Origin of the sequence: Chromobacterium sp. Panama (genome assembly GCF_003052555.1) — a bacterium.
Taxonomy (GTDB): domain Bacteria; phylum Pseudomonadota; class Gammaproteobacteria; order Burkholderiales; family Chromobacteriaceae; genus Chromobacterium.
In genome coordinates, this window is record NZ_QARX01000001.1 from 4537647 (window position 1) to 4561959 (window position 24313).

Annotated in this window: 15 protein-coding genes; 4 read left to right on the plus strand and 11 right to left on the minus strand. The window is 64.4% G+C overall.

The genetic code is table 11. The features are described 5' to 3' along the window. Positions 1-515: 515 nt before the first annotated feature. The 7 genes from DB032_RS20425 to DB032_RS20455 are packed head-to-tail and all read right to left on the minus strand — an operon-like array spanning position 516 to position 8300. Positions 516-1508: a siderophore ABC transporter substrate-binding protein gene (locus tag DB032_RS20425; RefSeq protein WP_107801071.1), complete on the minus strand. Its 993-nt coding sequence runs from the start codon at positions 1506-1508 to the stop codon at positions 516-518. Next, entirely contained in the window at positions 1505-2287 is a 783-nt protein-coding gene (locus DB032_RS20430) for an ABC transporter ATP-binding protein (RefSeq protein WP_107801072.1), read from the minus strand. Before DB032_RS20430 ends, DB032_RS20425 begins: the two co-directional genes overlap by 4 nt. Further along, positions 2284-3234 carry an iron chelate uptake ABC transporter family permease subunit gene (locus DB032_RS20435; RefSeq protein ID WP_107801073.1) on the minus strand — a complete coding sequence of 317 codons (951 nt, stop codon included), beginning with the start codon at positions 3232-3234 and terminating at the stop codon, positions 2284-2286. Before DB032_RS20435 ends, DB032_RS20430 begins: the two co-directional genes overlap by 4 nt. Then, positions 3231-4175: an ABC transporter permease gene (locus tag DB032_RS20440; RefSeq protein ID WP_043592528.1), complete on the minus strand. Its 945-nt coding sequence runs from the start codon at positions 4173-4175 to the stop codon at positions 3231-3233. The genes DB032_RS20435 and DB032_RS20440 overlap by 4 nt, the downstream gene beginning before the upstream one ends. Then, positions 4172-5941, minus strand: a complete 1770-nt coding sequence (locus DB032_RS20445; protein ID WP_107801074.1) for an ABC transporter ATP-binding protein — start codon at positions 5939-5941, stop codon at positions 4172-4174. The genes DB032_RS20440 and DB032_RS20445 overlap by 4 nt, the downstream gene beginning before the upstream one ends. Then, on the minus strand, positions 5935-7734 hold the full coding sequence (locus DB032_RS20450; RefSeq protein WP_107801075.1) for an ABC transporter ATP-binding protein: 1800 nt from the start codon (positions 7732-7734) through the stop codon (positions 5935-5937). Before DB032_RS20450 ends, DB032_RS20445 begins: the two co-directional genes overlap by 7 nt. Then, positions 7731-8300 (minus strand): sigma factor-like helix-turn-helix DNA-binding protein, encoded by a 570-nt coding sequence (locus DB032_RS20455; RefSeq protein WP_107801076.1) that lies wholly within the window; start codon positions 8298-8300, stop codon positions 7731-7733. Before DB032_RS20455 ends, DB032_RS20450 begins: the two co-directional genes overlap by 4 nt. Before the next feature lie 361 nt (positions 8301-8661). Between DB032_RS20455 and DB032_RS20460 the strand changes: the two genes are divergently transcribed. After that, positions 8662-10818, plus strand: a complete 2157-nt coding sequence (locus DB032_RS20460; protein WP_107801077.1) for a condensation domain-containing protein — start codon at positions 8662-8664, stop codon at positions 10816-10818. A 1265-nt stretch (positions 10819-12083) separates the two neighbouring features. Here the strand turns inward: DB032_RS20460 and basC are convergent. Next, the gene (basC, locus tag DB032_RS20465) at positions 12084-13400 is read right to left on the minus strand and encodes a putative histamine N-monooxygenase (protein WP_233246752.1); all 1317 of its coding nucleotides are present in this window, start codon (positions 13398-13400) and stop codon (positions 12084-12086) included. Positions 13401-13863: 463 nt separating this feature from the next. Beyond that, positions 13864-18246, minus strand: a complete 4383-nt coding sequence (locus tag DB032_RS20470; RefSeq protein WP_107801079.1) for an amino acid adenylation domain-containing protein — start codon at positions 18244-18246, stop codon at positions 13864-13866. A gap of 124 nt (positions 18247-18370) precedes the next feature. Here DB032_RS20470 and DB032_RS20475 point away from each other — a divergent pair, with 124 nt between their 5' ends. The 3 genes from DB032_RS20475 to DB032_RS20485 all read left to right on the plus strand — a co-directional run bounded on the left by DB032_RS20475 (position 18371) and on the right by DB032_RS20485 (position 21182). After that, positions 18371-18667, plus strand: coding sequence for a phosphopantetheine-binding protein (locus DB032_RS20475; protein ID WP_107801080.1), 297 nt, complete (start codon positions 18371-18373; stop codon positions 18665-18667). A gap of 442 nt (positions 18668-19109) precedes the next feature. Beyond that, the gene (locus tag DB032_RS20480; RefSeq protein ID WP_107801081.1) at positions 19110-20273 is read left to right on the plus strand and encodes a histidine decarboxylase; all 1164 of its coding nucleotides are present in this window, start codon (positions 19110-19112) and stop codon (positions 20271-20273) included. A gap of 582 nt (positions 20274-20855) precedes the next feature. Next, a complete protein-coding gene (locus DB032_RS20485; protein ID WP_107801082.1) occupies positions 20856-21182 on the plus strand; it encodes a hypothetical protein in 327 nt (108 codons plus the stop codon). 61 nt (positions 21183-21243) lie between these two features. On the opposite strand, the gene DB032_RS20490 is transcribed toward DB032_RS20485, so the two are convergent. Next, a complete protein-coding gene (locus DB032_RS20490) occupies positions 21244-21720 on the minus strand; it encodes a hypothetical protein (protein WP_146176754.1) in 477 nt (158 codons plus the stop codon). Between the two features lie 130 nt (positions 21721-21850). Then, positions 21851-24289: a DUF3396 domain-containing protein gene (locus tag DB032_RS20495; protein WP_107801084.1), complete on the minus strand. Its 2439-nt coding sequence runs from the start codon at positions 24287-24289 to the stop codon at positions 21851-21853. Positions 24290-24313: the final 24 nt, after the last annotated feature.

A 24313-nucleotide genomic window follows, 5' to 3' on the forward strand; every position in this document is an offset into this window, starting at 1 on the left:
TTTTTGATAGCATATCGTCAAGTCAACTCGCGCCCGGCTTAGCGCTTGTTCAACGTCACGCGAGCAAGAGCGAAAACCGTTGAGAACCTGTTAACGATCTGCTGCGCGTCGGCGATACGGCGTTGAAAACGCCCTCAAAATGCTCATGTACCACTCGTACATTCCGCTTTTTCGGTCGTTTTCGCCTTGTCTCGCCTTAGCTCGCGAGATCGTAAACACGTTCTGAGAAAGCGGAATGTGCAAGGGGTAGGAGCATTTTGAACGCGCGCCTCACGACGCGCAGCAAATCATGAAAGCTGGTTTCAAGAGCTACCTTGGTGAACATAGAGACCGCTGGTGGGTATCGCCTACGGCTCCTCCCACCCTACACAGGCTTGCTCGTCATCAGTAGGGTGGGAGGAGCGCAGCGATACCCACGCGGAAATCTCTTGAAGAGCCGGGACACATCGGCTGCGCGGTTTTCCGCGTACCGCGCTGGATTTCAAAACACGGCAGCAAAGATCATAAACCGGCTTTCAGCCGCGATAGCCCTTGATCACCTCATCCCCAATCCGGTTCAGGCAGCTCAGGCTGGCGGTGCACAGATACCAGGTTTCGGCGTCGGCGAAGATCACCTTGCCATTGCGCCAGGCCTTGGTCTGCCGCAGCAGCGGGTTGTCCAGGGTTTTCAGATTCAAGGCCGGCCGCCGCTCCATCACCGCGGTGCGGTCTATCACGTACAAGATGTCCGGGTCCGCCTGCTGGATGAACTCATTGGAGATGGGCTGGCCGTGCAGACCGCTATTGGTCTCATTGCTGGCCGGCTTCACGCCCAGGGTGTCGAAGATGTAGCCATAGCGCGAGCGCACGCCGTAGGAGGTGAAAGCGCCGTTGTTGTGCAGCACGATCAAAGCCTTCTCCGGGCGGCCGGCGGTCACCTCGCGCACCTGCTTGATCTTGGCGTCGATCTCGCCGGCTTTCTCGCGCGCCAGCGCTTCCTTGCCCAAAATCCGGCCCAGGGTCAGCAAATGCTCCTTGGCCGTGTCTAGGGTATGGCCGGGGCGGTTGTTGAGGTCGATGTCGTAATGCAGCGTCGGCGCGATGCGGCTCAGCTCCGGATAGCTTTGCGCCTGCAGCGGGGAGATCAGGATCAGGTCCGGCTTGAGCGCGTGCAGCCGTTCCAGATTGGGCTGGATGGTGGTGCCCACGTCCATCACCTTGGGGTCCTGCTCGTACTTCTTCAGGAAGCCGGCCACATAGTCCTTGGAGATGCCCGCCACCGGCGCGCCCAGTTGGTCCAGCGCGTCCAGCTCGCTCATATCGAAGGCCACCACCCGCTCCGGCCGCTTCTTGATCTGGGTGGTGCCCAGCTCATGCTTGACGGTGACCGGGGCGTAGGCGGCCTGGGCCGCCGGCGCGGCGGCGGCCGCTTCCGGCGCGGCCTGTCGGGCGTCGCAGCCCAGCAAGCCGCCGGCCACGGCCAGCGCCAGCAGGGCCGCGCGCGCGCGCGGCGTCTTATGAATGCTCATACGGTTTCTCCAGTGGGTGAGGGATTGAAGTAATTGCAGACGAAGCCGCGCTCGCTGGGCAGGATGTCCACGGCCAGGCCGTAGAGATCGCGCAGCCGCGCCTGGGTGACCACCTCGGCCACCGGGCCACAGCCATGCACCGCGCCCGCCTTCATCGCGACGATGTGGTCCGAGTAATTGGCGGCGAAGTTGATGTCGTGCACCACCAGGATCACGGTGCGGCCTTGTTCCTCGCTCAGCCGGCGTATGGCCTGCATGATGCGCACCGCGTGCTTCATGTCCAGGTTGTTAAGCGGCTCGTCCAACAGCAGGTAGTCGGACTGCTGGGCGATGCTCATCGCCAGAAAAGCCATCTGCCGCTGGCCGCCGCTGAGCTCGTCCAGATAGCGGGCGCGCAGCGGCTGCAAGCCCAGGAAGGCCAGCGCCTCGTCCACCGCGCGGCGGTCGTCCCGGCTCAGCAGGCCCTGGCTGTAAGGGAAGCGGCCGAAACCCACCAGTTCCTCCACCGTCAGGCGCAGGCCGATATTGGGATGCTGACGCAAGGTGGCCACGCGCTTGGCGTAGCTGCGCAGCGGAATCCGCTCTATCTCCTCGCCGTCCATCAGAATGCGGCCGGCGCTGGGCTTCAGCAGCCGGGCGATGGACATCAGCAGCGTGCTCTTGCCGGCGCCGTTGGGGCCGATCAGCGAGGTGACTTGCCGGGAGGGAAAATTGAGATTGACGTCGCGCAGCACTTGTTTGTCGCCGTAGGCTTTGTAGACGCGCTCAAGCGTGATCATGCATGTCCTCTGCTGCGCACCATCAGCGCCAGGAAATAGGCGCCGCACACCAGGTTGACCAGAATGCTGACGGTGGTTTTGTAATTGAACAGCTGCTCCACCAGGAGTTGGGCAGCAATGAAGATGGCGATGGCGACGGCGCAGGCCAGCGGCAGCGTGACCCGGTGCCGGAAGGTGCGCGCCAGCGCGTAAGTGATGTTGGCGACGAAGACGCCCATGAAGGCGGTGGGCCCCACCAGGCTGGTGGACACCGCCGCCAGCACCGCGATCAGCGCCAACTGCATGCGCACATTGCCGGGGTAATCCACGCCCAGGGAAATGGCCTGCTCGCGCCCCAGCAGCAGCACGTCCAGCACCGCCAGCCGCCGGCGCACCAGCCAGGCCGCGGCCGCGGTCAGCAGCGCGGCGAACAGCAAGGCCCCGGGCTGGACCCGGTTGAAGGAGGCGTAGCTGAAGCCCTGCAGGATGGCGAACTCGCCGGGGCTGGTCTTGAGCTGGATGAACTGGGTGAAAGTGCCCAGCACCATGGTCAGCACCAGGCCGCTCAGCAGCAGCAGGTAGAGATCGTTGCGCTCCTTGCGGAACAGCGCGCGGTGCAAGGCCCAGGAATAGGCCAGCATCACCGCGATGGACAGCAACGCATTGCCGTGGCGGCCCAGCAACGCCAGGCTTTGCGCGCCCAGCAGCAATACCAGCAGCGCCTGCAGCAATAGGTAGATCGCCTCGTAACCCATAATGGCCGGGGTCAGGATGCGGTTGCCGGTCAGCGTCTGGAAGGTGAGCGCGGACACGGCGATGCAGACGCCGGCCACCCCCATCGCCGCCAGGCGGATCAGGCGGTTGGGAATCACGTAATCGAAATCCAGGCCGGAGCCCAGCAGCAGGAACGCCAGCGCCAGCGCCGCCGCCAGCGCCCAGACGCCGCGGCGGATCAGGGCGTCCCTCATTTGTGCTTCCATAGAATCATCATCAGGAACAGGACGCCGCCCACGCTGCCCGCGGTCAGGCCGATGGGCACTTCAAACGGGTAGATCAGCAGGCGGCCGATGATGTCGCAGACCAACATCAACAAGGCGCCGCAGGCGGCGACGATGGGCAGCGTGCGCTGCAGGTTCTCGCCCCAGCGCAGCGCCACCAGATTGGGAATGACCAGGCCGACAAAGGGAATGGCGCCCACGGTGATGACGGTGGCGGCCACCGTCACCGCCACCAACACCAGGCCCAGCGCCGCGGTGGCCGCGTAGCTCAGGCCCAGGCTGGCCGCCATCTCCTCGCCCATACCCAGCACGGTGAAGCGGTGGGCGTAGCAATAGGCGAGCGCGACGATGGGCAGGATCAGGTAGACGATCTCGTAATTGCCTTCGACGATCTTGGAAAAATCGCCCAGCAGCCAGCCCTGCATGCTTTGCAGGATGTTGTGGCGGTAGGCGTAGAATTCGGCCACCGCGCTGAGCACGCTGCCGTACATCAGCCCTATCACCGGCACCAGCACGGTGTTCTTGAACTGGATGCGGCGGATGATGGCGATGAAGACCAGACTGGAGGCGAAACAGAAAGCCAGCGCGAACAGCATCCGCCCCAGGTTGCCGGCCTCCGGGACCAGGCTCAGCCCCACCAGAATGCCCAGCTTGGCCGCGTCCAGCCCGCCGGAGGTGGCCGGCTCCACAAAACGGTTGCGCACGATCTGCTGCAGGATCACCCCGCACACCGACAGCCCCACCCCCACCAGCAGCAGCGCCGCCAAGCGCGGCAGCCGGCTGGCGGTGAGGGTCAGCCAGCTGTCGTCGGACAGGGCCAGCGGCCCGGTCCAGGCCATCTGTTTGGCCCCCACCATCAAGGACAAGCCGCTGCAGGCCAAGAGCAGCAGCGGCAAGGCGAGTCGTTTCAAGACAGGGCCTCTGCGGCCGGCGCCGCGGTGATGCGCCAGCCTTTTGCGCTTCTGCGCTGCTCCAGGAAGTGGGCGTAAAGGCCGGCGCGCGCGCTCAGCTCGGCATGGCTGCCTTGCTCGCGCACCTTGCCGTCCTCCAACACCACGATCTGGTCCGCCATCTCCACCGTGGACAGCTGGTGGGCGATGACGATCAGGGTGCGCTTGCCGCGCAGCCGGGCCAGCGCCTCGGCGATGGCGGCCTGGTTCTCGGTGTCCAGCGCCGCCGTGGCCTCGTCCACCAGCAGGATGGGCGCGTCCTTGATCAGCGCCCTCGCAATGGAAATGCGCTGGCGTTCGCCGCCGGACAAGCGCGCGCCGCCCTCGCCCACCGGCGTGTCCAGGCCCTGCGGCAGGCGCTCGATGATTTCCTCCACGCCGGCCAGCCTGGCCGCCGCCAGCACTTCGGCGTCGCTGGCGTCCGGCTTGCCGATGCGGATGTTGTCGCCGATGCTGCCCTGGAACAGATAAGCGTCCTGGAAGATCTGGCTGATCTGGCCGGCCAGCCGTTCGCTGGACAGATCGCGGACATCCACGCCGCCCACTTTCACCTCGCCCTGATCCACGTCGAAGAAGCGGGCGATCAGGCGCAACACCGTGGTTTTGCCGGAACCGGACGCGCCCACCAGCGCCGTCATGCTGCCCGGCGCTATGCGCAGGCTGAGCTCGCTCAGCACTTGCACCTGTTCCGGCCCGTAGCGGAAGCCCACCCGGTTCAACTCCACCGAGGCGTCCGCCGGTTCGCCGGAACGGACCGGCTCGGCCATGGGCTCCACCTCGAACAGCTTGGCCACCGCCTGCAGCTGGCCGCGCGCGCCGCGCAGCACCTCGCTATAGCCGGCCACGTCCAGCAGCGGGTCGATGAAGCGGCTCATCAGCATCAGCGCCACCAGCGCCGGAATCACCGTGGCCGGGGTCAGGCCCAGGCCGGCATGGTCGCTCAGCCACAGCGCGGCCACCAGCAGCAGCGCGGCGAAACTGGCCTGCACCGCCCAGACGTTGAGCACCGAGGACAAGGCCGACAGCCGGATCAGGCGCCGGCCGGAGCGCTGCTGCTGGGCGATGGCCTGCTCCAGGAAACGCGTGCCGCCGCTTTCGCCGTTGAAGGCGCGCAGCACCGATTGCGCCTGCGCGAACTCCACCATGCGCTGGCTGCTCTGGCCGGCGTGCTGCTGATAGGCCTGGTCCGCGCGCTGGCTCAGCCGCGCGGTCAGCCCAAACACCAGCAGCAGGCAAGGCAGGCTGGCCAGCCCCACCCAGCCCATCAGCGGATTGACGGCGAACAGCGCGCCCAGCACCACCACCGGCGTCACCACGCCGACAAACAACGGGGTGAACACATGGGCCGGCAGCTGGGCCATTTCCATCATGCCCTGAGTGGCGATGTGATTGAGCCGGGCGGTGTTGCCGGCGCTGAACCAGCCCACCGGCAGGCCGCCGACATGCTCGGCCAAACGGTGGCGTCCGCCTTGCAGCACGGCGATGCCGACCGCGATGCCGGCTTTCTCCACCTTGCGCCGCAAGCCCCAGCACAGCGCCACGCCCAGCGCCTGCGCCGCCAGCCACGCGCCGGCCGCGCGCGCCTCGCCGGCCAGCAGATGGCTGAGCACCGGTGCCAGCATCACGATGGTCACGCCGCACAGCAGGCTGTAGGTCAGCGCCAGCCACGCGTAACGGCGCAATTTGGCCGCGTCCTCCCCCAGCAGCCGAATAAAAGTCTTCAACATTGCGGCACCAATCCTTCCTGTTCTGCTTCTCCGGCCTTGCCGTAATGACCCTGCGCCCACAGCCGCGCGTAGCAGCCGCCCTGTTCCAGCAACTCATGGTGCCGGCCGCGCTCGATCAGCCGGCCCTTGTCCACCACCAGGATCTGGTCCGCCTGCATCACCGTGTCCAGCCGGTGGGCGATCACCACCAGGGTGCGGCCGCGGGCGAAGGCGGACAGCGCCTGCTGCAGCTTGACCTCGTTTTCCGCGTCGGCGGCCGCCGTCGCCTCGTCCAGCACCAGCACCGGCGGGTCCAGCAACACCGCGCGGGCGATGCTCAGCCGCTGGGCCTCGCCGCCGGAGAACTGCACGTCCTCGCCGATCACCGCGTCATAGCCGCGCGGCAGCTCGAGAATGCGATCATGGATATTGGCCATGCGCGCGGCTTCCTCGATTTCCGCCTGGCTGGCGGAAGGCCGGCCCAGCGCGATGTTGTCGCGCACGCTGGCGTGGATCAGCCTCACGTCCTGCAGCACAAAACCGATACGCCGATACAGCTCCGCGCTGTCCAGCTGCCGCAGATCCACGCCGCCCAGGGTGATGCGCCCGGCGCTGGGGTCGAAGAAGCGCAGCAGCAGCCGCGCCAGCGTGGACTTGCCGGCGCCGGAGGGGCCGACGATGGCGGTCACCGTGCCCGGGGCCAGCGTGAAGTCGATGTCGGACAGCACCGGCTCCTGCTCGGAATAGCCGTAGCTCAGCCCTTCCACGCGGATTTCGGCGTCGGCCGGCCGCGCCGCGCCGGCGGCGGTTTCCAGCACCGGCGTCTGCAGCAGCGCGTGCACGCGCTGGGCCGCGCCGGTGGCGTGGTTCAAATCATGAGTGATGTAGCTCAGCATCAAGAGCGGCGAACTCAGGCCCGGCGCCACCAGAGCGAAGGGCAGCACGTCCACCGGGGCGATCCAGCCCAGGCCCACCATCAGCGCGCCGAAAGCCAGCACCACGCCCAGCACCGACACCGGCGCGATGATGGCGTTGGCGTTGGCCATCGCGCTGACCAGCGGCCGGGTGAAATCGGTGAAGGCGCTGGCGAAGGCGTCTATCGCCGCGCGGTAGCTGCCGTGCGCCTTGTGCTGCGCGCCGAAGGCCTTGACCACCGGAATGCCGTTGACGAACTCCACCACCGCGTTGTTGATGCGCGCCATGCCGGCGCCAAAGCTCTCCATATTGGCCGCGCTGGCCTTGTGCGCCCGCGCGAAGAACAGGAAGAACAGCGGAAACGGCAGCAGCGAGGCGATGGCCATGCGCCAGTCCATCGCGAACAGATAGACGATGGACGCCAGCACCGCGCCCGCGCTGCGCCCCAGCGTGGTGTAGAAATGGGCCGTCAGGCTGTGCAGGGTGCCGATATCGTCGTGCATCGCCTGCTTGACCTCGCCCGAGGCGCGGCTGGTGAACCAGCCCAGCGGCACCTTGGCCAGCCGGCGGGTGATGGCCAGACGCAGCAGGCCGGTGATGCGGTTGTCCGCCAGATGGGCCACCACGTCGCCGGCCAGGATCAGCGTCATGCCGGCGAACAGGCAAAGCAGGCTCAGGCCCACCACCCGCCACAAGACATCGCCGCCCAAGGCGGCCGCGCCCTGGCCCAGCGCCAGCTGCGCGATATGAGCGACGCCGGCCAGCGGCGCCAGGCTCAGCATGGACCCCAAACCCGCCAGCAAGCCGGCGGCGATCAGCCGGCCGCGTATCGGCGCCAACACGCGGGCGATAGGCCCGGCCGCGGCCGCCTCTCCCAAAACCTCTTCCTCAACACTCATGACAACTCCTCTACGACACGAATTAATGAATGCGGCTTGCACGCGCCCTGCCCCAGGCCGGCCTCCACGCTGCGGCGGCAAGCCTGCAGGCCGAGCGCGACGTATTTCTCCACCGACGACACCGACACCTGCAGCTCCGCGGCGATATCGCCGTAGCTCATGCCGTTGAGCCGGGACAAGAGCAGGGCCTGGCGCACCTTGAACGATTTGCCCATCAGCGCCAGGTCCACGCCCTTGATCTCCTCCTTCAGCAACGCGCGCGCCTCTTCCGACTGCGCGCGCGGCTCCGGCTGCAAGGCCTGGCTTTCCAGATAACGGGCCTCCAGCCGGCGGCGGCGCAGCAGATCGATCACCTTGCCTTTGGCGATCTGCGCCAAATGGCAGCGCGATTCGTCCGCCGGCGGAAGCCGGCCTTTCTGGATGAGGTGCAGGTAAATGTCGTGAGCCAGCTCCGTCGCATCGTTCGGATTGCCCAACTTGCGCTGCAACAAGCCGCACAGCCAGCCGTGGTGATCCAGGTACAAGCTCCGCAATTGCGACTGAAAAGTGATCGGGCCATTGTCCACGCCCCTCTCCTTTTCACTTGTATTTGCAAATGATAATCATTTTTATTATTATCACCGACATTGTCAATACGTCATACAAGACGTAATCAACCAATGTCCTTTGCATGAATTATGCCGAAAAGCCAGTTTACGGCCGCCGGGCATGACGCATAAGCGCCCCCTCAGCCCGATGGGGCCATGACTGACACGGCCGGAATCCCGCGCCTGCCATGCCGTAGACATCTCATCGCAAGAACCCGCCGCACGCATTCCCAGGGCCGTCATCCCCCGACGACGCGTCCTGTTGACTGGCGACCGTCAAAGGCCTCCCGTCGCCGCCCGCAACGATTATTGGCTGTTGAATTTCAGAAGGAGACCACTCTTGTCGCACCCCCACCCCGACATCCCGTCGCAGCGCCTGCCCCTGAGCCTTCACGAAGAACAATGCTGGCTATTGCAGCAGCAACACCCGGAACGCCTGAACCGCCTTGTCGACGCCTGGCGGCTGGACGAGCAAACGGACCTCGCCCTGCTGACCCTGGCGCTGCAACAGCTGATCCAGGCCCGGCCGGACCTGAACGCCCGTTACCAGTTCAGCGACGACGGCGATCTGCGCAAATCCCATGTGGACGGCTGGCACCCTTGCATCGCCTTCCCGCGCATGAGCGAAGCCCAGCTGGCCGAGCGCCTGCTCGCGCTGCGCGCGGCGCCCTGGGACGCGGAGACGCAGCCGCCGTTCCAGGCCCTGATCGTCCACACCGAACACAGCGCCGTGCTGGCGCTGAGCCTGCACCCCATCCTGGAGCCGGCCCAGCCCTTCAAGGCCTTGGCGGACGCGCTGGCCCGGGGCTATCGGCAACTGGACGCCGCCCGCCGCCCGCTGACGCTGACGCCGCTGCCCTTGCAGGCCGGCGAGACCGGCTACCGCCCGCCGGCGGCCGCCCAGCCCGCCGCCGACGGCCAGGACGCGATCGCCGCCGTCATCCTGAGCGAACTGCGCGCCGTGCTGGCCGAGCCCGGCATGACGCCGGACGACAACTTCTTCGATTTCGGCGGCCATTCGCTGCTGGCCACCCGCATCATCGGCACGCTGCAAAGCAAGCACGGCATCCAGATCCGCTTCAACGACTTCTTTGAAGCGCCCACCGCCGCCGCGCTGGCCGCGCGCGCCACCGTCAGCGAACAACGCCGTCAGGCCGCGCCGTCCGCCGAAGTGCGGCAAGCGCCGCTGGCGCTGGCGCAAGCCTCGCTGTGGCGCGCCTACGCCGCCTACGACTTCGGCACCATCTTCAACCTGCCCTTCGCGCTGGACTTCCTCGATCCGGTGGACGAAAACCTGTTCCGCCTGGCCTTCACGGACTTGCTGGAACGCCACGCCAGCCTGCGCGCCACCTTCCATCAAGAAGACGGTGCCGCGCTGCAGCGCATCGTGCCGCTGACGGAAATCGGCGGCTACAAGTGGTTCTGGAGCAGCGCGGAGAGCGAGGGGCTGACGCTGGCGGACGAAGCCGCCCACCGCTTCGACCTGAGCCGGGAACTGCCGCTGCGGATACGCTTCTTGCGCCACCCGGCCACCGGCCGCCAGACCCTGTCCTTCCTGGTGCATCACATGGCGATCGACGAATGGTCGCTCAATGTGATGATGGACGAGCTGGCGCTGGCCTACCGCGCCCGCGCCGCCGGCAAGGCGCCGCAATGGGCCGCCCCGGCGCCCTCCTTCCACGCCTTCGCGCTGGAACAACAAAGCCAGGGCGTCAACCCGCGCCACATGGACTACTGGACCGCCATGCTGCGCGGCGCCACGCCGGGCCTGCGCCTGCCGGACCCGGCCGCGCCGGCCGCCGCGCCCGACCAAGCCGCCGGCTTCAAGGCCAAATGGCTGGAGTTCAAGCCCGAGCCGGGCACGCAGGAAGCGATCACCGCCTTCGCCAAGCGTCATGACTCCTCGCTGTTCAGCGTGGTCTACACCGCCATCGCGCTGGCCCTGCATAAGCTGGGCGATCTGCCGGAAATCGTGATCGGCACCTCGTCCTCCGGCCGCACCGACGCGGCGTATTTCGACACCGTCGGCTACTTCACCACCATGGTGGCGCACCGGGTGCGCTTCGACCGCGGGCAATCGCTGGGCAGCCTGCTCAAGGACGTGACCCTGACCATCAACGACACCATGGCCTACGCCGACATTCCGCTGGAACTGGTGCAAGATGCGCTGGGCATGACGCCGGCGGACGGCCTGCTGTTCGACGTCTACGTCCAGGTCCACGCCAACAACGCGCTCAACGGCGCGCTGCCGGCCCCGGACGGCGGCGAGATCCGCTACCGCCAGATCGACCCGGACAAGAGCGAATCCATGTTCGGCCTGCAGTTCGAGATCATGGAAGACGCGCACGACGGCTCGCTGCGCCTGGTCATCACCTACCGCGCGGAGCGCTACTCCGCCGCCCAGCTAGAGGCCATCTGCGCCACGCTGCACCGCTTGTTCGCGCTGTTGAGCGCGGGCGACGCCAGCGAGCGGAGGCTGGAAGAGCTGCTGGGCTAAGCCGCCGCTCACGGTCCGCTGCGCGTCGGTGATACGGCGCGCAAAACCTTGACGCCCCCGCCCTCAAACGAGAGCGGGGGCGTCAATTCCATTCGGCTTCAGAGCCTATTCGCAATCTATTTCACCTTAGCTTGGCCCCAAGAAACCCCGCGTCCGATGCGCCCCAGGCCCAGTCCGCGCGGGTATCGCTGCGCTCCACCCACCCTACAGCGACGAGCAACCTTCGTAGGGTGGGTGGAGCCGCAGGCGATACCCACCAACAGCTCAGCCTATTCGCAATCTTTGTTCCGTGTTTTGAAATTCCGCTAGCACACAGGCAACCCCGCACCCGATGCGCCCGGGCCCCGATCCGCGTGGGTATCGCTGCGCTCCACCCACCCTACAGCGACAAGCAGCCTTCGTAGGGTGGGTGGAGCCGCAGGCGATACCCACCAACAGCGCAGCCTGTCCACAATCTTTGTTCCGTGTTTTGAAACGACGCTAGCGCTCAGACAACCGCGTACCCGACGCGCCCCGGCCCCAGTCCGCGTGGGTATCGCTGCGCTCCACCCACCCTACAGCGACGAGCAACCTTCGTAGGGTGGGTGGAGCCGCAGGCGATACCCACCAACAGCTCAGCCTGTTCACAATCTTTGTTCCGTGTTTTGAAATTCCGCTAGCGCACAGGCAACTCCGCACCCGATGCGCCCCGGCCCCGGTCCGCGTGGGTATCGCTACGCTCCACCCACCCTACAGCGACAAGCAGCCTTCGTAGGGTGGGTGGAGCCGCAGGCGATACCCACCAACAGCGCAGCCTGTTCACAATCTTTGTTCAGTGTTTTGAAATTCCGCTAGCACACAGGCAACCCCGCACCCGATGCGCCCCGGCCCCGATCCGCGTGGGTGGAGCCACAGGCGATACCCACCAACAGCTCAGTCTGTTCACAATTTTTGTTCAGTGTTTTGAAATTCCGCTAACCCACAGGCAACCGCGTACCCGACGCGCCCCAGGCCCAGTCCGCGTGGGTATCGCTGCGCTCCACCCACCCTACCGCGACAAGCAGCCTTTGTAGGGTGGGTGGAGCCGCAGGCGATACCCACCAACAGCGCAGCCTGTTCACAATCTTTGTTCCGTGTTTTGAAACGACTCTAGCGCTCAGGCAACCCCGTACCCGACGCGCCCCGGCCCCGATCCGCGTGGGTATCGCTGCGCCCCCCCTACCGCGACAAGCAGCCTTCGTAGGGTGGGTGGAGCCGAAGGCGATACCCACCGGCCGGTTTAGAACCTAGCCCTGCGGCAGCCCATAATGCTGGAACGCCGAACGCTGCGGCAGGCGATAACGCGGCTGACCCAGCAACTGATTGATGATGGCCGCGTTGCGGATCGGGCCTATGCCCAGGTCCGGCGAGCCCACCCCGTGCTGGAAAATCTCCGCGTTCTGCACAAACACCCGGCCCGGCCCCTGATCGCGGCGGCGGGCGGTGAAATCCTCCTCCACGATGCAATCGCCCTGCGCGTCCACCTCCAGCACCGTCTCCTTCAAGCGCTCAAACCACTGCGGCCAGGCGTGGGCGTAACCGGTGGCCGCGACGATGGCGTCCGTCTCCAGCTGGCAACGCTGGCCCAGCTGCCGGTGATGGCAAGTCATGCGCAGCGCGCCGTCCGCGCCCTGCTCCTCCAGCGCCTCCACATCGCAATTGGAATACAGCTTCAGGCCCGGCTCGCGGCCGCCTATCGAACGCTCGTAGAGCAGATCGAAGATATCGCCGATGGTGGAGAAGCTGATGCCCTTGTACAGCAGGCCCTGGCCGGCCACCACCTCGCGGCGCTTCTCGCGCGGGATGCTGTGGAAGTACTGCATATAAGCCGGGGTGAAACACTCCTGCCCCAGCTTGGAAAACTCCATCGGGTGAAAGCCCGGCGCGCGCGTGATCCACTGTATGGACGCCCCGGCCGCCGCCTGCTCCGGGCTCAGCTCACGGAACAGCGCCAGCACGCACTCCGCCGCGCTCTGGCCGGAGCCGATCACGGTGACGCGCCGGCATTGCGACAGCGCTTGTTGATTGGGAATGAACTGGGCGGAATGAATCACCCGCGGGTGACGGCTGGCGCGCGCCCACGCCGGCAGCCACGGCGAAGTGCCCACGCCCACCACCAGATCGCGGCCGGCGTAGCGGCGCATCCCGCCCGACGCCGACTCGCTGTCCACCACGAAACGCCCCGCGTCCGCGTCGTAAGCCACGTCCCGCACCTCCTCGCCAAAGCGGCAGGCCGGCAGCTGCTGCGCGGCCCAGCGGCAGTAATCGTCGTATTCGATACGCGGCACCAGGGTGTTGTCGTAGTAGTAGAACTGGTAAAGGCGGTCATGCTGGTGCAGATAGTTCAGATAGCTGAGCGGATGCGTGGGGTCCGCCAGCGTGACCAGATCGGCCAGGAACGGCACTTGCAGCGTGGTGCCCGGCAACAGCAAACCCTCATGCCAGCGAAACGCCGGCTTGCGCTCCAGAAACACCCCTTTGATATCCGAGTGACGCGACAACAAAGCCGCCAAGCCCAGATTGAACGGCCCGATGCCGACGCCGGCAACATCTACGTTCGCCATTTCCATATGCGAAAAACTCCCAAGGTTCTATCAAAGGTTCTATCGATTGTCCCCAGGGCGGGATCGCCGCCCCGGGGTAAAAGTGTTTAGAACTTGTCCACGATCTTTTGCACTACCAAGTCCAACGGGACTCAGCTTGCTCGGCGCGAAGAAAACCACGTGCCCGACGCGCCCCAACTCCCTTCAAGCCTGCCGTCGGGTGGCAGGCCCGAGGTTTTAAGCGGCTGCTTGTTCGAGCACCGCGACGTTAGCGCGGTGCGAGTTCAGCCGCGCCTCGGGCCTGACGGGATCCGGCGGGAAGCCGCAGGCCAGGCTTGCAGGGCGGCCTTTGGGGTGAAGGGGAATTTGGCCGAGCAAATTCCCCTTCCTGCCCGCCGGGCAGCCCCGGCAATGCAAACCATCATCCGCGCAGCGGATTCAATGCCTTGGCATTGCCTGCCCTTAAAAAATCGTGAACAAGCCCTTAAGGCTGACCAGCCACCAGCAAACGCTCCACATCCGCCACATTGCGGCAACGCAGCAACTGCCCGGGCGACAGCTCGACGGCGAAGCTTTCCCGCAGGCGCGCCGCAATGGCTTTCAGATGCTGGGGCAGCAAGCCCATGCTGCTGAAATCCAGCAGCTCGTCGGCCAGCTCCTGGTAAGAACGCCCCAACACGCCCAGGTAAATATCCAGCACCGGACGCCGGTGCCGCGTCGCCGCGACCGGAGCCTCGACAACGGCGGGCGCCGCCACGCGCTCCGGGGCCGGGGCATGGGCCGGCGCCTGCAACAAGGCGCGCGCGCCGCGGCGGTCCGGCTTGCCGTTTTGCGACAAGGGCAGTTGCGCCACTTGTAAGAAACGCGTGGGCACATGGGATTGCGGCAGGACGCGGCGCGCATGCTCGCGCAGATCCGCCGCGCTCGCCTCCGCGCCGGGCTTGGCCACGTAGAGCGCGCCGATGCCCAACTCCCCCTGCCGTTCATCGCCCACATCCACCACCAGCACATGGGCCAGCGCCGGATGCTTGATCAGCTCCATCTCGATGTCCGGCAGCGACACCCGCACCCCGCGCACCTTGATGTAGCCGTTGACCCGGCTGTCGAACATCATCACCCCGTCCGGCCGGTAACGGCCGCAGTCGCTGGTGCGGAAGGCGCGCGCCTGCTGGCCGGCCTCGTCGCGCACCGTGACGAAGTCGTGCTGGGTCAGCTCCCCGTTTTCCAGATAGCCCAGCGCCAGATTGACGCCGGCGGTGTGAATGCGTCCGGCCACGCCGGCCGGGCAATGCTCGCCGCGTTCGTTCAGCAGCCAATAGCGGTTGCCGGGCAGCGGCCGGCCATAGGGCACCTTGGCGCTATCCTCCGCGACGATGTCGTGCCAGATGCTCCAGATCGTGGTTTCCGTCGGCCCGCCCAAGGACAGCAGCCGCGCCGCCGGCAAGGCGGCGCGCAAGTCCGCGATGATGGACGGCTTGATGTAATCCCCGCCCTGGGCCACCAGCCGCAGGCTGTGCAGCCCGCCGTCGCGCCGGCAAGACAGCAACATCTCCAGCATGGCCGGCACCGTGCACCACAGCGTGACCCCGTGCTCGTCCACCAGCTGGTTCCAGCGCACCGCGTCCTTCTCCTCGCCCGCCTCCGGCAACACCAGCGTGGCGCCGGCGCTCAGGCTGCCCAGCACGTCGAACACCGACATATCGTGGTGCAGCGGCGTCACCGACATACATACGTCGCGCTGCGTCACCTGCCAATGCTCCAGCGTGGCGCCGATGACATTGGCCGTGGCCCGGTTGCACAACACCACGCACTTGGGCTTGCCGGTGGTGCCCGAGGTGTACAGGTAATACGCCGGCGTCTCGCTCAGGGACAGCGCCTGCCAGCCGCCGCGCACGGCCAGCGGCGCGGCCTCGGCCAGCAGTTGCTCCGGCGTGGCCCGCGCATGCTCCGTCGGCAGCGGCTGGGCCGCAACCACCAGGTTTGGCCGGCAGTTGTCCAGCAAATAACGCAGCCGCTCCTCCGGGGACGCCGCGTCTATCGGCACCCACACCACGCCGCTGAAGGCGCACGCCAGGGTGACGATGGTGTGTTCCGGGCTGCGCGGCAGGCACACCGCCACCACCTGGCCGGCGCTGATGCCGCGCGCCTTCAGCGCCGCCATCGCTCGGGACACCGCCTCGCCCAGCTCGCCGTAGCGTATCCGCCGCTGACCGCTGATCAGCGCCACCCGGGCGTTGTCCGGGTCGAAGATATGGGCGGCGATGCGGCCGAGGAAATTCTCGCGCCGCGCCTCGGCTTCCACGCTGTTCAGCCGGTAATGGCCGTAATCCAGCACCCAGCCGGCCGGAGCCTCGAACACGCCGCTGTCCGTCACCTGCTCGATGGCCCGCTCCAGCGCGCTCAGCACCGCGCTCACCAGCGCCGGTTCCAGCGCGTCGCGGGCGTAATCGATGTCAAACACCAGCGCGCCGTCCGCCCGCGCGGAAAAGCGCAGATCCATCGCCACCTGCGGCGTCTGGGTCAGCCCGCCGATCTGGCGCATGGCGCCGTCCGCCGCCGTCGGCCACGACAAGCCATTGGTCACCACCACCGGCAGCGCCGGGCCGGGGCCATGGCTTTCAAACAACATCCGCGCCAGGTCCACGCCGGAGAAGGCCAGGTGCTGCAAGCCCTCCATCACGTCCGCCTGCAAGCGGCGGCCGCGCTCGGCCAGGCTGTCCAGCCCTGCCGGCCACGTGACCGCGATAAAGCTGGAACGGTTGGAGAAACCGCCGGACGGCAGCGGCGCCACCGGCACCGCCACGCACAAGCCGCCCTCGTCCAGCCAGTGCGACAACACCTCCAACACCAGCGCCATCACCGTGGTGTTCTTGAAAAAGCGCTGCCCATTGCCCAGCTTGCCCAGCCGCTCGAAACGCTCCGCGCTCACCGTCAGGCTTTGCCGCTCATAGCGCGCCACGCCCAATTGATCCAAGGGCTTGCGCCAAGGCAGCCGCGGCGCGCCGCCGCAATCGGCCAGCTTGTTTTTCCAATACAGCGCATCCGCCTTGCGGGCTTCAGCGGACGCCTCGGCCGCCGCGGCGGCGGCCGGTCTGCTCGGCTCCGCCACGCCCTGGAACAGCTCCAGCATCAGCGCGGCGATGGAACGGCCGTCAACAATCAAGGCATCAAAACGCGCAAACACCGTCAAGCTGTCGTCCGGCAGCAGGAACAGCGTCAGCTCCCAAGGCGCGTGCTCCAGATCAAACAGCGCGTGGGCGTAATCCTCGCGCGCCGCCGCCACCCGCTCCAGGGCCGCCGCCGGCGACAAGGCGCGCAAATCCACCTCCCGCAGATTCACCCGCGGCTGCGCGCGGACCCGCTGCCGCAAGCGCGCAACGTCTATCACCGTGCGCAGGCAATCGTGACGCCGCGCCATCTCGCCCAGCCGGGCGCGCAGCAGCGCCGGGTCCATCGTCCCGTGGTATTCGCGGAACTCCTGCATCGCCACCCCGCCCAGCGGCAGCTGCGCGGTGCGGCCCAACAGGTAAGCCTGCTGCAACACCGACAGCGGCGTTTCCGCCTCCGGCTGCGCCAGCGGGCGCTCCAGCGCGGCCGGGTCCGCCGCCACGGCGGTGGCCAGGGCCACGAAATCGTTGAACAGCTGCGTGATCCAGTCTTGCGGCAAGGCGTCCAGGCGGATGTCCCAATTGATCAACACCCCGCCGTCCGCGCTGACGATCTGCGCGTCCAGCGCCACCTGCGGCCCCTGCGAAATCACCCAGTTCATCGCGCCGAAGGCGCGCCGCACCCGCTCCGAGAACAGCTCCCCGCCCGGCATGTCCAGCGCCGCGGTGAACACCACCGGCGCGATCTGCGGCGAACGGTGATGGCGGGACAGATCCCGCATCAGGTTCACGCCCGGATAAGCGCAATGGCCGGCGCGCTCCAGTAACTGCGCGGCCAAGTTTCGGCACAGCGCGCCCAAAGTCGGCGCCGCGTCCAAATCCACATCCAGCAACACCAGATTGGCGAACTCCCCGATGATGCGCTCCGCGCCCTCCAGCAGCGGCGGCCGCCAGAACACCGGCACATTCAGCCGGAAGCGCCTGTCCCCGGTGGCCGCGCCCAAAGCCTGGGCGAACACGCCCAACATCAGGCCGGACAGCGTCAGCCGTTGCGCCTTGGCCAGCCGCCGCAAAGCCTGGCGCTGCTCCGGCGCCAGCCAGGCGCACAAGCGCTGGCTGGACGCCGCGCCCGCCGGTCCCTCCCGGCGCGGCAAGGACGGCGCCGGCGCGATATCGGCCAACTGCGCGCGCCACCAATCGCGGTCCCGCTCCCGGGCCGCCTTGAGCCAGGGCTCGTCCCGCGCCCGGTCGCACCACTCAAAGAAGGACGGCGTGGGCGGCGTCTCCGCGTCCGGGGATTCGTAAAACAGCGCCAAATCCTCCATCAGCACGCGGAAGCTGGACGGGTCCACGGCGATCATGTCCGCGTCCACATGCAGCCGGCTATCGCCCGCGCCAAACAGGCTGATGGAAAAACGAACGGCTTGACCGGTTGCCAGGTCAAGCCGCTGATGAGTCCACTGCTGGCGCTTGGCTTCCAGGCGCTGCGCCAGCGCCTCGCCCTCCAAGGCGGTGAAATCCTCCACCTCCAGATGGGGCGCTTTGTCCGCCGCCGCCAGCGCCTGCATGCCGTCCGCCGTTACGCAGACGCGCAGCATGGCGTGCTCGCGGCCCAACCGAGCCAGCGCGGCCACCAAACGCGGCAGCTCAATGGCCTGGCCGTCGAACTCCGCATACAAATGCGCAGAGACGCCACCCAGATCGGAATGATCGCCCCGGCCCATCCAGCAGGCCGCCTGCATTGAAGTCAGCTCTCTCATTGCGCACCCATGAAAATTGACAAATGGATTTCTTGCATTTCTTCCATCTCCATATGGCATCTCTAAATGCGAATGATTATAATTTACATTTTTAGCGTGATGCAATGATCCAGGTGAAATCGTCATGACGAATGAAAAAACAATCAGCACCACCCCGCCGCAAGCCGGCGGCGCGCCTCAAGCAAAAGCCGCCAACCCGCGCCAATGGCTGCATGGCCGGCTGCGGCAGCTGCTGGCGGAAGACGGGGAACTGAACCCCACGGAAAACCTGATGTATTACGGCCTGGATTCCCTGCGCCTGATGACGCTGGCCGCGGAGCTCAACGCCCGCGGCATCCCCGTGCGCACGGAAGAATTGAGCCGCTCCCCCACGCTGGCGGATTGGGAAGCGCTGCTGGACGCGCGGCAAGCGGACGCTTGAAGCATGGCCGAGGCCGGCGCGCAGAACCGGCCCTTGGAACCGGTTTACGACCTGCCGCGCGTCGTGAGACGCCCCACGGTGAGTACGGCTTCGAAATGCTCATGCACCACGAGTGCATGCCGCTTCCTCAGCCGCAACGCCTTGTCTCGCCCTTGCTCGCCAGAGCGTAAACACGCACTAAAAACCACTAACAAAACCCTAAAACAGACAAAACCGGGCGCCAACCCACGCCCAGCCAACAAGGAAGAACACCAGCAATACCCACCCACCAAGAACCCATTCACGATCTTGCAAGCCGACAAGACAAGGCGAGAACAGCCGAGAAAGCGGAATGCGCGCAGAGTGCGTGAGCATTTCGAAAGCGTTCTCAACGCCCTGTCTAAACTATCCCGTCGCCGCGCAGCGGATCGTGAACAGGTTCTGAGAAACCACGGAGTCACCCATGTCGCTGTCCCAACTTGACCAAAACCGTATCGAATCTTTTTGGCAGTACTGCTTGCAACACCAATATTTCAATCTCGCTTATCCAGAGTCAGCCGACTTCGACTACGCCCCCTTGCACCGCTTCCTGCGCTTCTCCATCAACAACTGCGGCGACTGGAACGAAAGCAGCAACTACCTGCTGAATTCCTTCGACTTCGAACGCGAAGTCATGCACTTCTTCGCCGAACTGTTCCACATCCCCTTTGACCAAAGCTGGGGCTACGTGACCAACGGCGGCACCGAAGGCAATATGTTCGGCTGCTACCTCGCCCGCGAACTGTTCCCGGACGCCACCCTGTACTACTCCAAGGACAGCCACTACTCCGTGGCCAAGATCATCAAGCTGCTGCGCATCAAATCCCGCGCGGTGGATTCCCTGCCCAGCGGCGAAATCGACTACGACGATCTGGTGGCCAAAATCCAGCAAGACCAGGAACGCCACCCCATCGTCTTCGTCAACGTCGGCACCACCATGAAAGGCGCCGTGGACGACATCGGCGTCATCCAGCACAAGCTGGCTGAGGCCGGCATCCCGCGGCGGGATTACTACCTGCACGCGGACGCCGCGCTCAGCGGCATGATCCTGCCCTTTGTCGACAGCCCGCAGCCTTACTCCTTCGCCGACGGCATCGACTCCATCAGCGTGTCCGGCCACAAGATGATAGGTTCGCCCATGCCGTGCGGCATCGTGCTGGCCAAACGCAGCAATGTGTCGCGCATCTCCGTGGAAATCGACTACATCTCCGCCAACGACCAAACCATCAGCGGCTCCCGCAACGGCCACACCCCCATGATGTTGTGGGCGGCCATCAAGAGCCGGCCGCTGGCGGAATGGCGCCGCAAAGTGCGCCATTGCCTGGACATGGCCCAATACGCGATAGACCGTTTCCAGTCCGCCGGCATCCAGGCTTGGCGCTGCAAGAACTCCATCACCGTGGTGTTCCCCAGCCCGTCTGAACCGGTGTGCAACAAACACGGCCTGGCCAGATCCGGCGGCGCGGCCCACCTGATCACCACGCCCCACCACCACGACAGCCAGCGGCTGGACCGCCTGATTGACGACATCATCCAGGACCTGGGCGCCGTCCCGGCCCAGGCCGGCGCCGCCATGAACGCGGCTTAGAGCCTATTGACGATCTGCTGCGCGTCGTAAGACGTGACACGGTGGCACCGCTCCGAAATGCTCATGTACCGGAGCTACATTCCGCTTTCTTAGCCGCAACGCCCTGTCTCGCTCTAGCTCGCAAGATCGTAAACACCTTCTTAGAACCGGCGTATGACCGCCGCGCCGCGGCGCTGCAATGCCAAAAGCCGCCCGTAAAGGGCGGCTTTCTGCTGTAATCCCCACCCCGGCCCGCCGCCGCCTTGACGCTGGGCCTTGCCCCCCTTACTCTGCCCATGCGCTGCGCCAAATAACGCAGCCATGGGCTGGGAGGCCCGTTTTGGTATCCCGTAGCAAATCGCCTGGCCGCGATTCGTTATGTGCCGTTGCGTCTGCCACCACCGGGCGGGCGCATGGCATTGAGCCCTCCGGGGCTGCCGTTGGATATCCGGTCCTCCCACTTTGTCATGTGCCTGCCCACGCCTTCCGTGCGTGCCGCGCAGGCTTCCTTAAGCAAATGTTTGTGGAGGCCATAGTGAATATATTGAATATCTACCGTCAGCCCCACCGCCGTATCACCCCGGTCATCATGGAGGGACGGATATGAACGCCCCGGCCGTCAAACGGGAACAGTCCTTGCTGCAGAACATGCACGAGCAGATCAAACTGCTGCGTCTCGCCACTGCCGACCAGGACACCCTCTACGCACTCGCCCAAAACCTGGAGAAGTACTACCTCCTCGCCGATGAAGGCCTGATCCGGGGCATTGTCCATATCCACTCCGCCAACCAAAGCCTGCACGCAATCATGACACTGCTGTTGGCCTGCCCAGAGGACAAGCAAATTCATTGCGAACAGATCGCCGCCCTGCTGGAACCTATCCGCCAGGAACTGCTGACCGGCTTCACGCAGATATCCGAGGTGATGTAGATGTGAAAACGCCGCAGCGGGCGCTGCGGCGTTGCCGACTATGCTGTTACAGCCAAAACCATCAATCAAATAACGATTCTTGCCGTTGCGCCAGTTCCGGGCATGCCTGATCCAACAACTGGTCCAGAGTCAGTCCGGAAGGCTCGGCCAGCTTCTTCCTGGAAATCGTTTTACCTTTGACGGCGCTGAGCTCAACGCCGGCATGCTCGGCCAACAATTGCCGATCCGCCAGATTGCCCGTCACGATGTAGTAATACCGAGCGGCAAACGACCACCACTCCTGCTCAATAATCTCCGGCTCCAGCCGGTATACCAAGCCGCTTGGCGACGCGACAATCGCCGCCAAACGGTCCGCGCTGACCGCCACCAAGGCCGTGATCTTGCTGCCGTCGGACTCGCCCTCCACCTCCCCGGCAACGCCATCCTGCAAGGGCAAACCCGCGCTCCGCATTCTCGCCAGCAAGCGAGCCGGGTCCGCAACAAGCTCTTTTGTCTCCCAGGTGACATCCTGATTATTCAAATCCACTCGTGCATTCATTTACTGTCTTTCGCATTTTTCGTATTAATACTGCGCCTACAAGCTAAGCCTAATGATCACCGCTACTCGCGCTGCCGATACCAGACAGTGTGCTGCCATAACTTGATCTAGGGAAGCCCGGCCTCGCCGCTCAAGCACCGGCCGGCGCGGGAGAGGGTGGGCTGAGCACCGGCGTCGCATCGTCAAAACGCGCATACCACGCCAAGGTATTGGCCTTGGTAAAGCCCTCCGCATCGTCCATGCAGGTATGCAGTTGATCCGGATGAGGCACCCGCACCCGCTTGAGCACCCGGTTCACCGCCACATAGGCCGGCGGATGGCCGTCTTCCTGAGCGCCGACATCCGGCAACACGCCCGCCTGAATCATCAATCTGCCGTTATCGGTTTCCTGCACGCTGACATCGGGCAACTGAAGCTGCTGCTTGAGCACGGCCATGCCGCCCAGCTGCTCAATATAACGAGGGCCCAGCAACGTCAGCCAGTTGACGCCTTTGATGCCATCCTCTAAAGCCGCCTTATCCAGGTAAGAAGCAGAGTCCACCATCAAGCCGCTATAACGCTGTGCCATCTGGAACTCATAAGGCTGGAATTGGTGATAGTCATAGGGAAGATTGCAGGCCAGACCCGCATAGCCCTGGTCCACATCCAAGGTTTCGCACAGATAACGCACCCAGTCCTTGAACTGTTGCTCGCCATCCGGCTCTTCCAGCAACTGCCATGGCAATGTGATTTTCAGATAGGACAACCACTCGGAGTCATGATCAATATTGCAGGTCATCGCCTTGATGGCGTACTCAGCGGGCAACTCACCATTTTTTTCGCTTTGCAGAATCCAGAAAAACATGGCCCCATCGTCTACTAATCCGGACAGTTTTTCTTTAGCTTTCGTGATACTGGCTTTGCGCAGAGAGGTGAACCCTCTTCCACTAAAGTCATGAAACTGCCCTTTTAGGTGCGGGCCGAACTGTTCGACAAAACGGTCGAAGCAACCTAATACCTTGTAACCCATATCCCGCTGCCCGCCATTGCGAAAGTACACGGTGCACATCAGCCCCAACCGGACCAGCACCTGGCCTTCAGGGGTTACCCCTTCAATGAAGTCCACTTGCTTGGCAATACGGGCATAGGCTTGCTTGTGCGAGGGTGCTTGGGCATCTCTCATCATTTGGTCTGATGGAATCGGGCTGGCCTGCCCAGCTTTACGCCACAACTCACCGGCCGGCGCGGAAGGAGACAGGCTTGCCACCGGCGTCGCATCGTCAAAACGCGCATACCACGCCAAGGTATTGGCCTTGGTGAAACCCTCCGCATCGTCCATGCAGCTATGCAACTGATCGGGGTTTGGCACGCGGATCGATTTGAGTACCCGGTTCACCGCCACATAGGCCGGCGGATGGCCGTCTTCCTGAGCGCCGACATCCGGCAACACGCCAGCTTGAACCATCAATCTGCCGTTATCGGTTTCCTGCACGCTGACATCGGGTAACTGAAGTTGCTGCTTAAGTGCGGCCATACCCCCCAGCTGCTCGATATAGCGAGGACCCAGCAACGTCAGCCAGTTGACGCCTTTGATATGCTCGGAAAGGTTACCCCCATCAATCAGCGCAAACGAATCGACCATCAACCCGCTATAACGCTGCGCCATCTGGAACTCGTAAGGCTGAAATTGATGATAGTCATAGGGTAGGTTGCAGGCGAGGCCCGCATAACCATGCTCCACATCCAAGTTTTCACACAGATAGCACGCCCAATCCTTGAACCGCTGCTCCCCGTCCTCATCCTCGAGCAATTGCCAAGGCAACATGATCTTGACGCAAGACATCGCACCATAGGAGTCACTTTCCGCATTGGAAGTCAACGCTGAAATCGAATAGCTTGCAGCTACCTCAGCTGTTTTTTCACTTTGCAGAATCCAGGAAAACATAGCTCCCTTATCCACCAGTTCGCGGAGCTTCTCCTTGGCCTTCACGATGCTGTCTTTGCGGAGGCTGGTAAAACTACGACCACTTAGGCTATGAAACTGTCCTTGCAGATACTCGCCAAACTGCTCGACAAAACGGTCGAAACAGCCCAAGACTTTGTAACCGACATCCCGCTGCCCGCCATTACGGAAATACACGGTGCAAATCAAACCCAGTTTAACCAGCGCCTCGCCTTCCGGGCTTACGCCATCAATGTAATCCGCCTGATTGAGAATACAGCCATAGGCGTTCAAATATCTTAGTTGCTGCTCATTTATATTTTCATCCACTACGCCACCACCAAATCGCGTTAGATATTTGTTATGTAGCGTCATAACAGTGGAAATAAGCAACGAGTTAGACCCAACCCCCCTGATATAAAAGCTTACATTACGCTCTTTATTAGAGTAGGCCCATTCCATTCCTACTTTCTCCCATCCCAGCGGGCCTTGCCTGTCCTTGAAGAGCGCCAATAATTTTTTTACAGGCATGTCAACAAAACAAATCGTCTGCGTTCCAGTAGCAGTAAAGCTGTCATCGTCCAGGCTCAACAACTGCTTAAGATGAGCTTGTAGCTGCGCCACTGTTTCTATCTGGACATCTCCCACAATACGATCTCCAATCGTTGGATT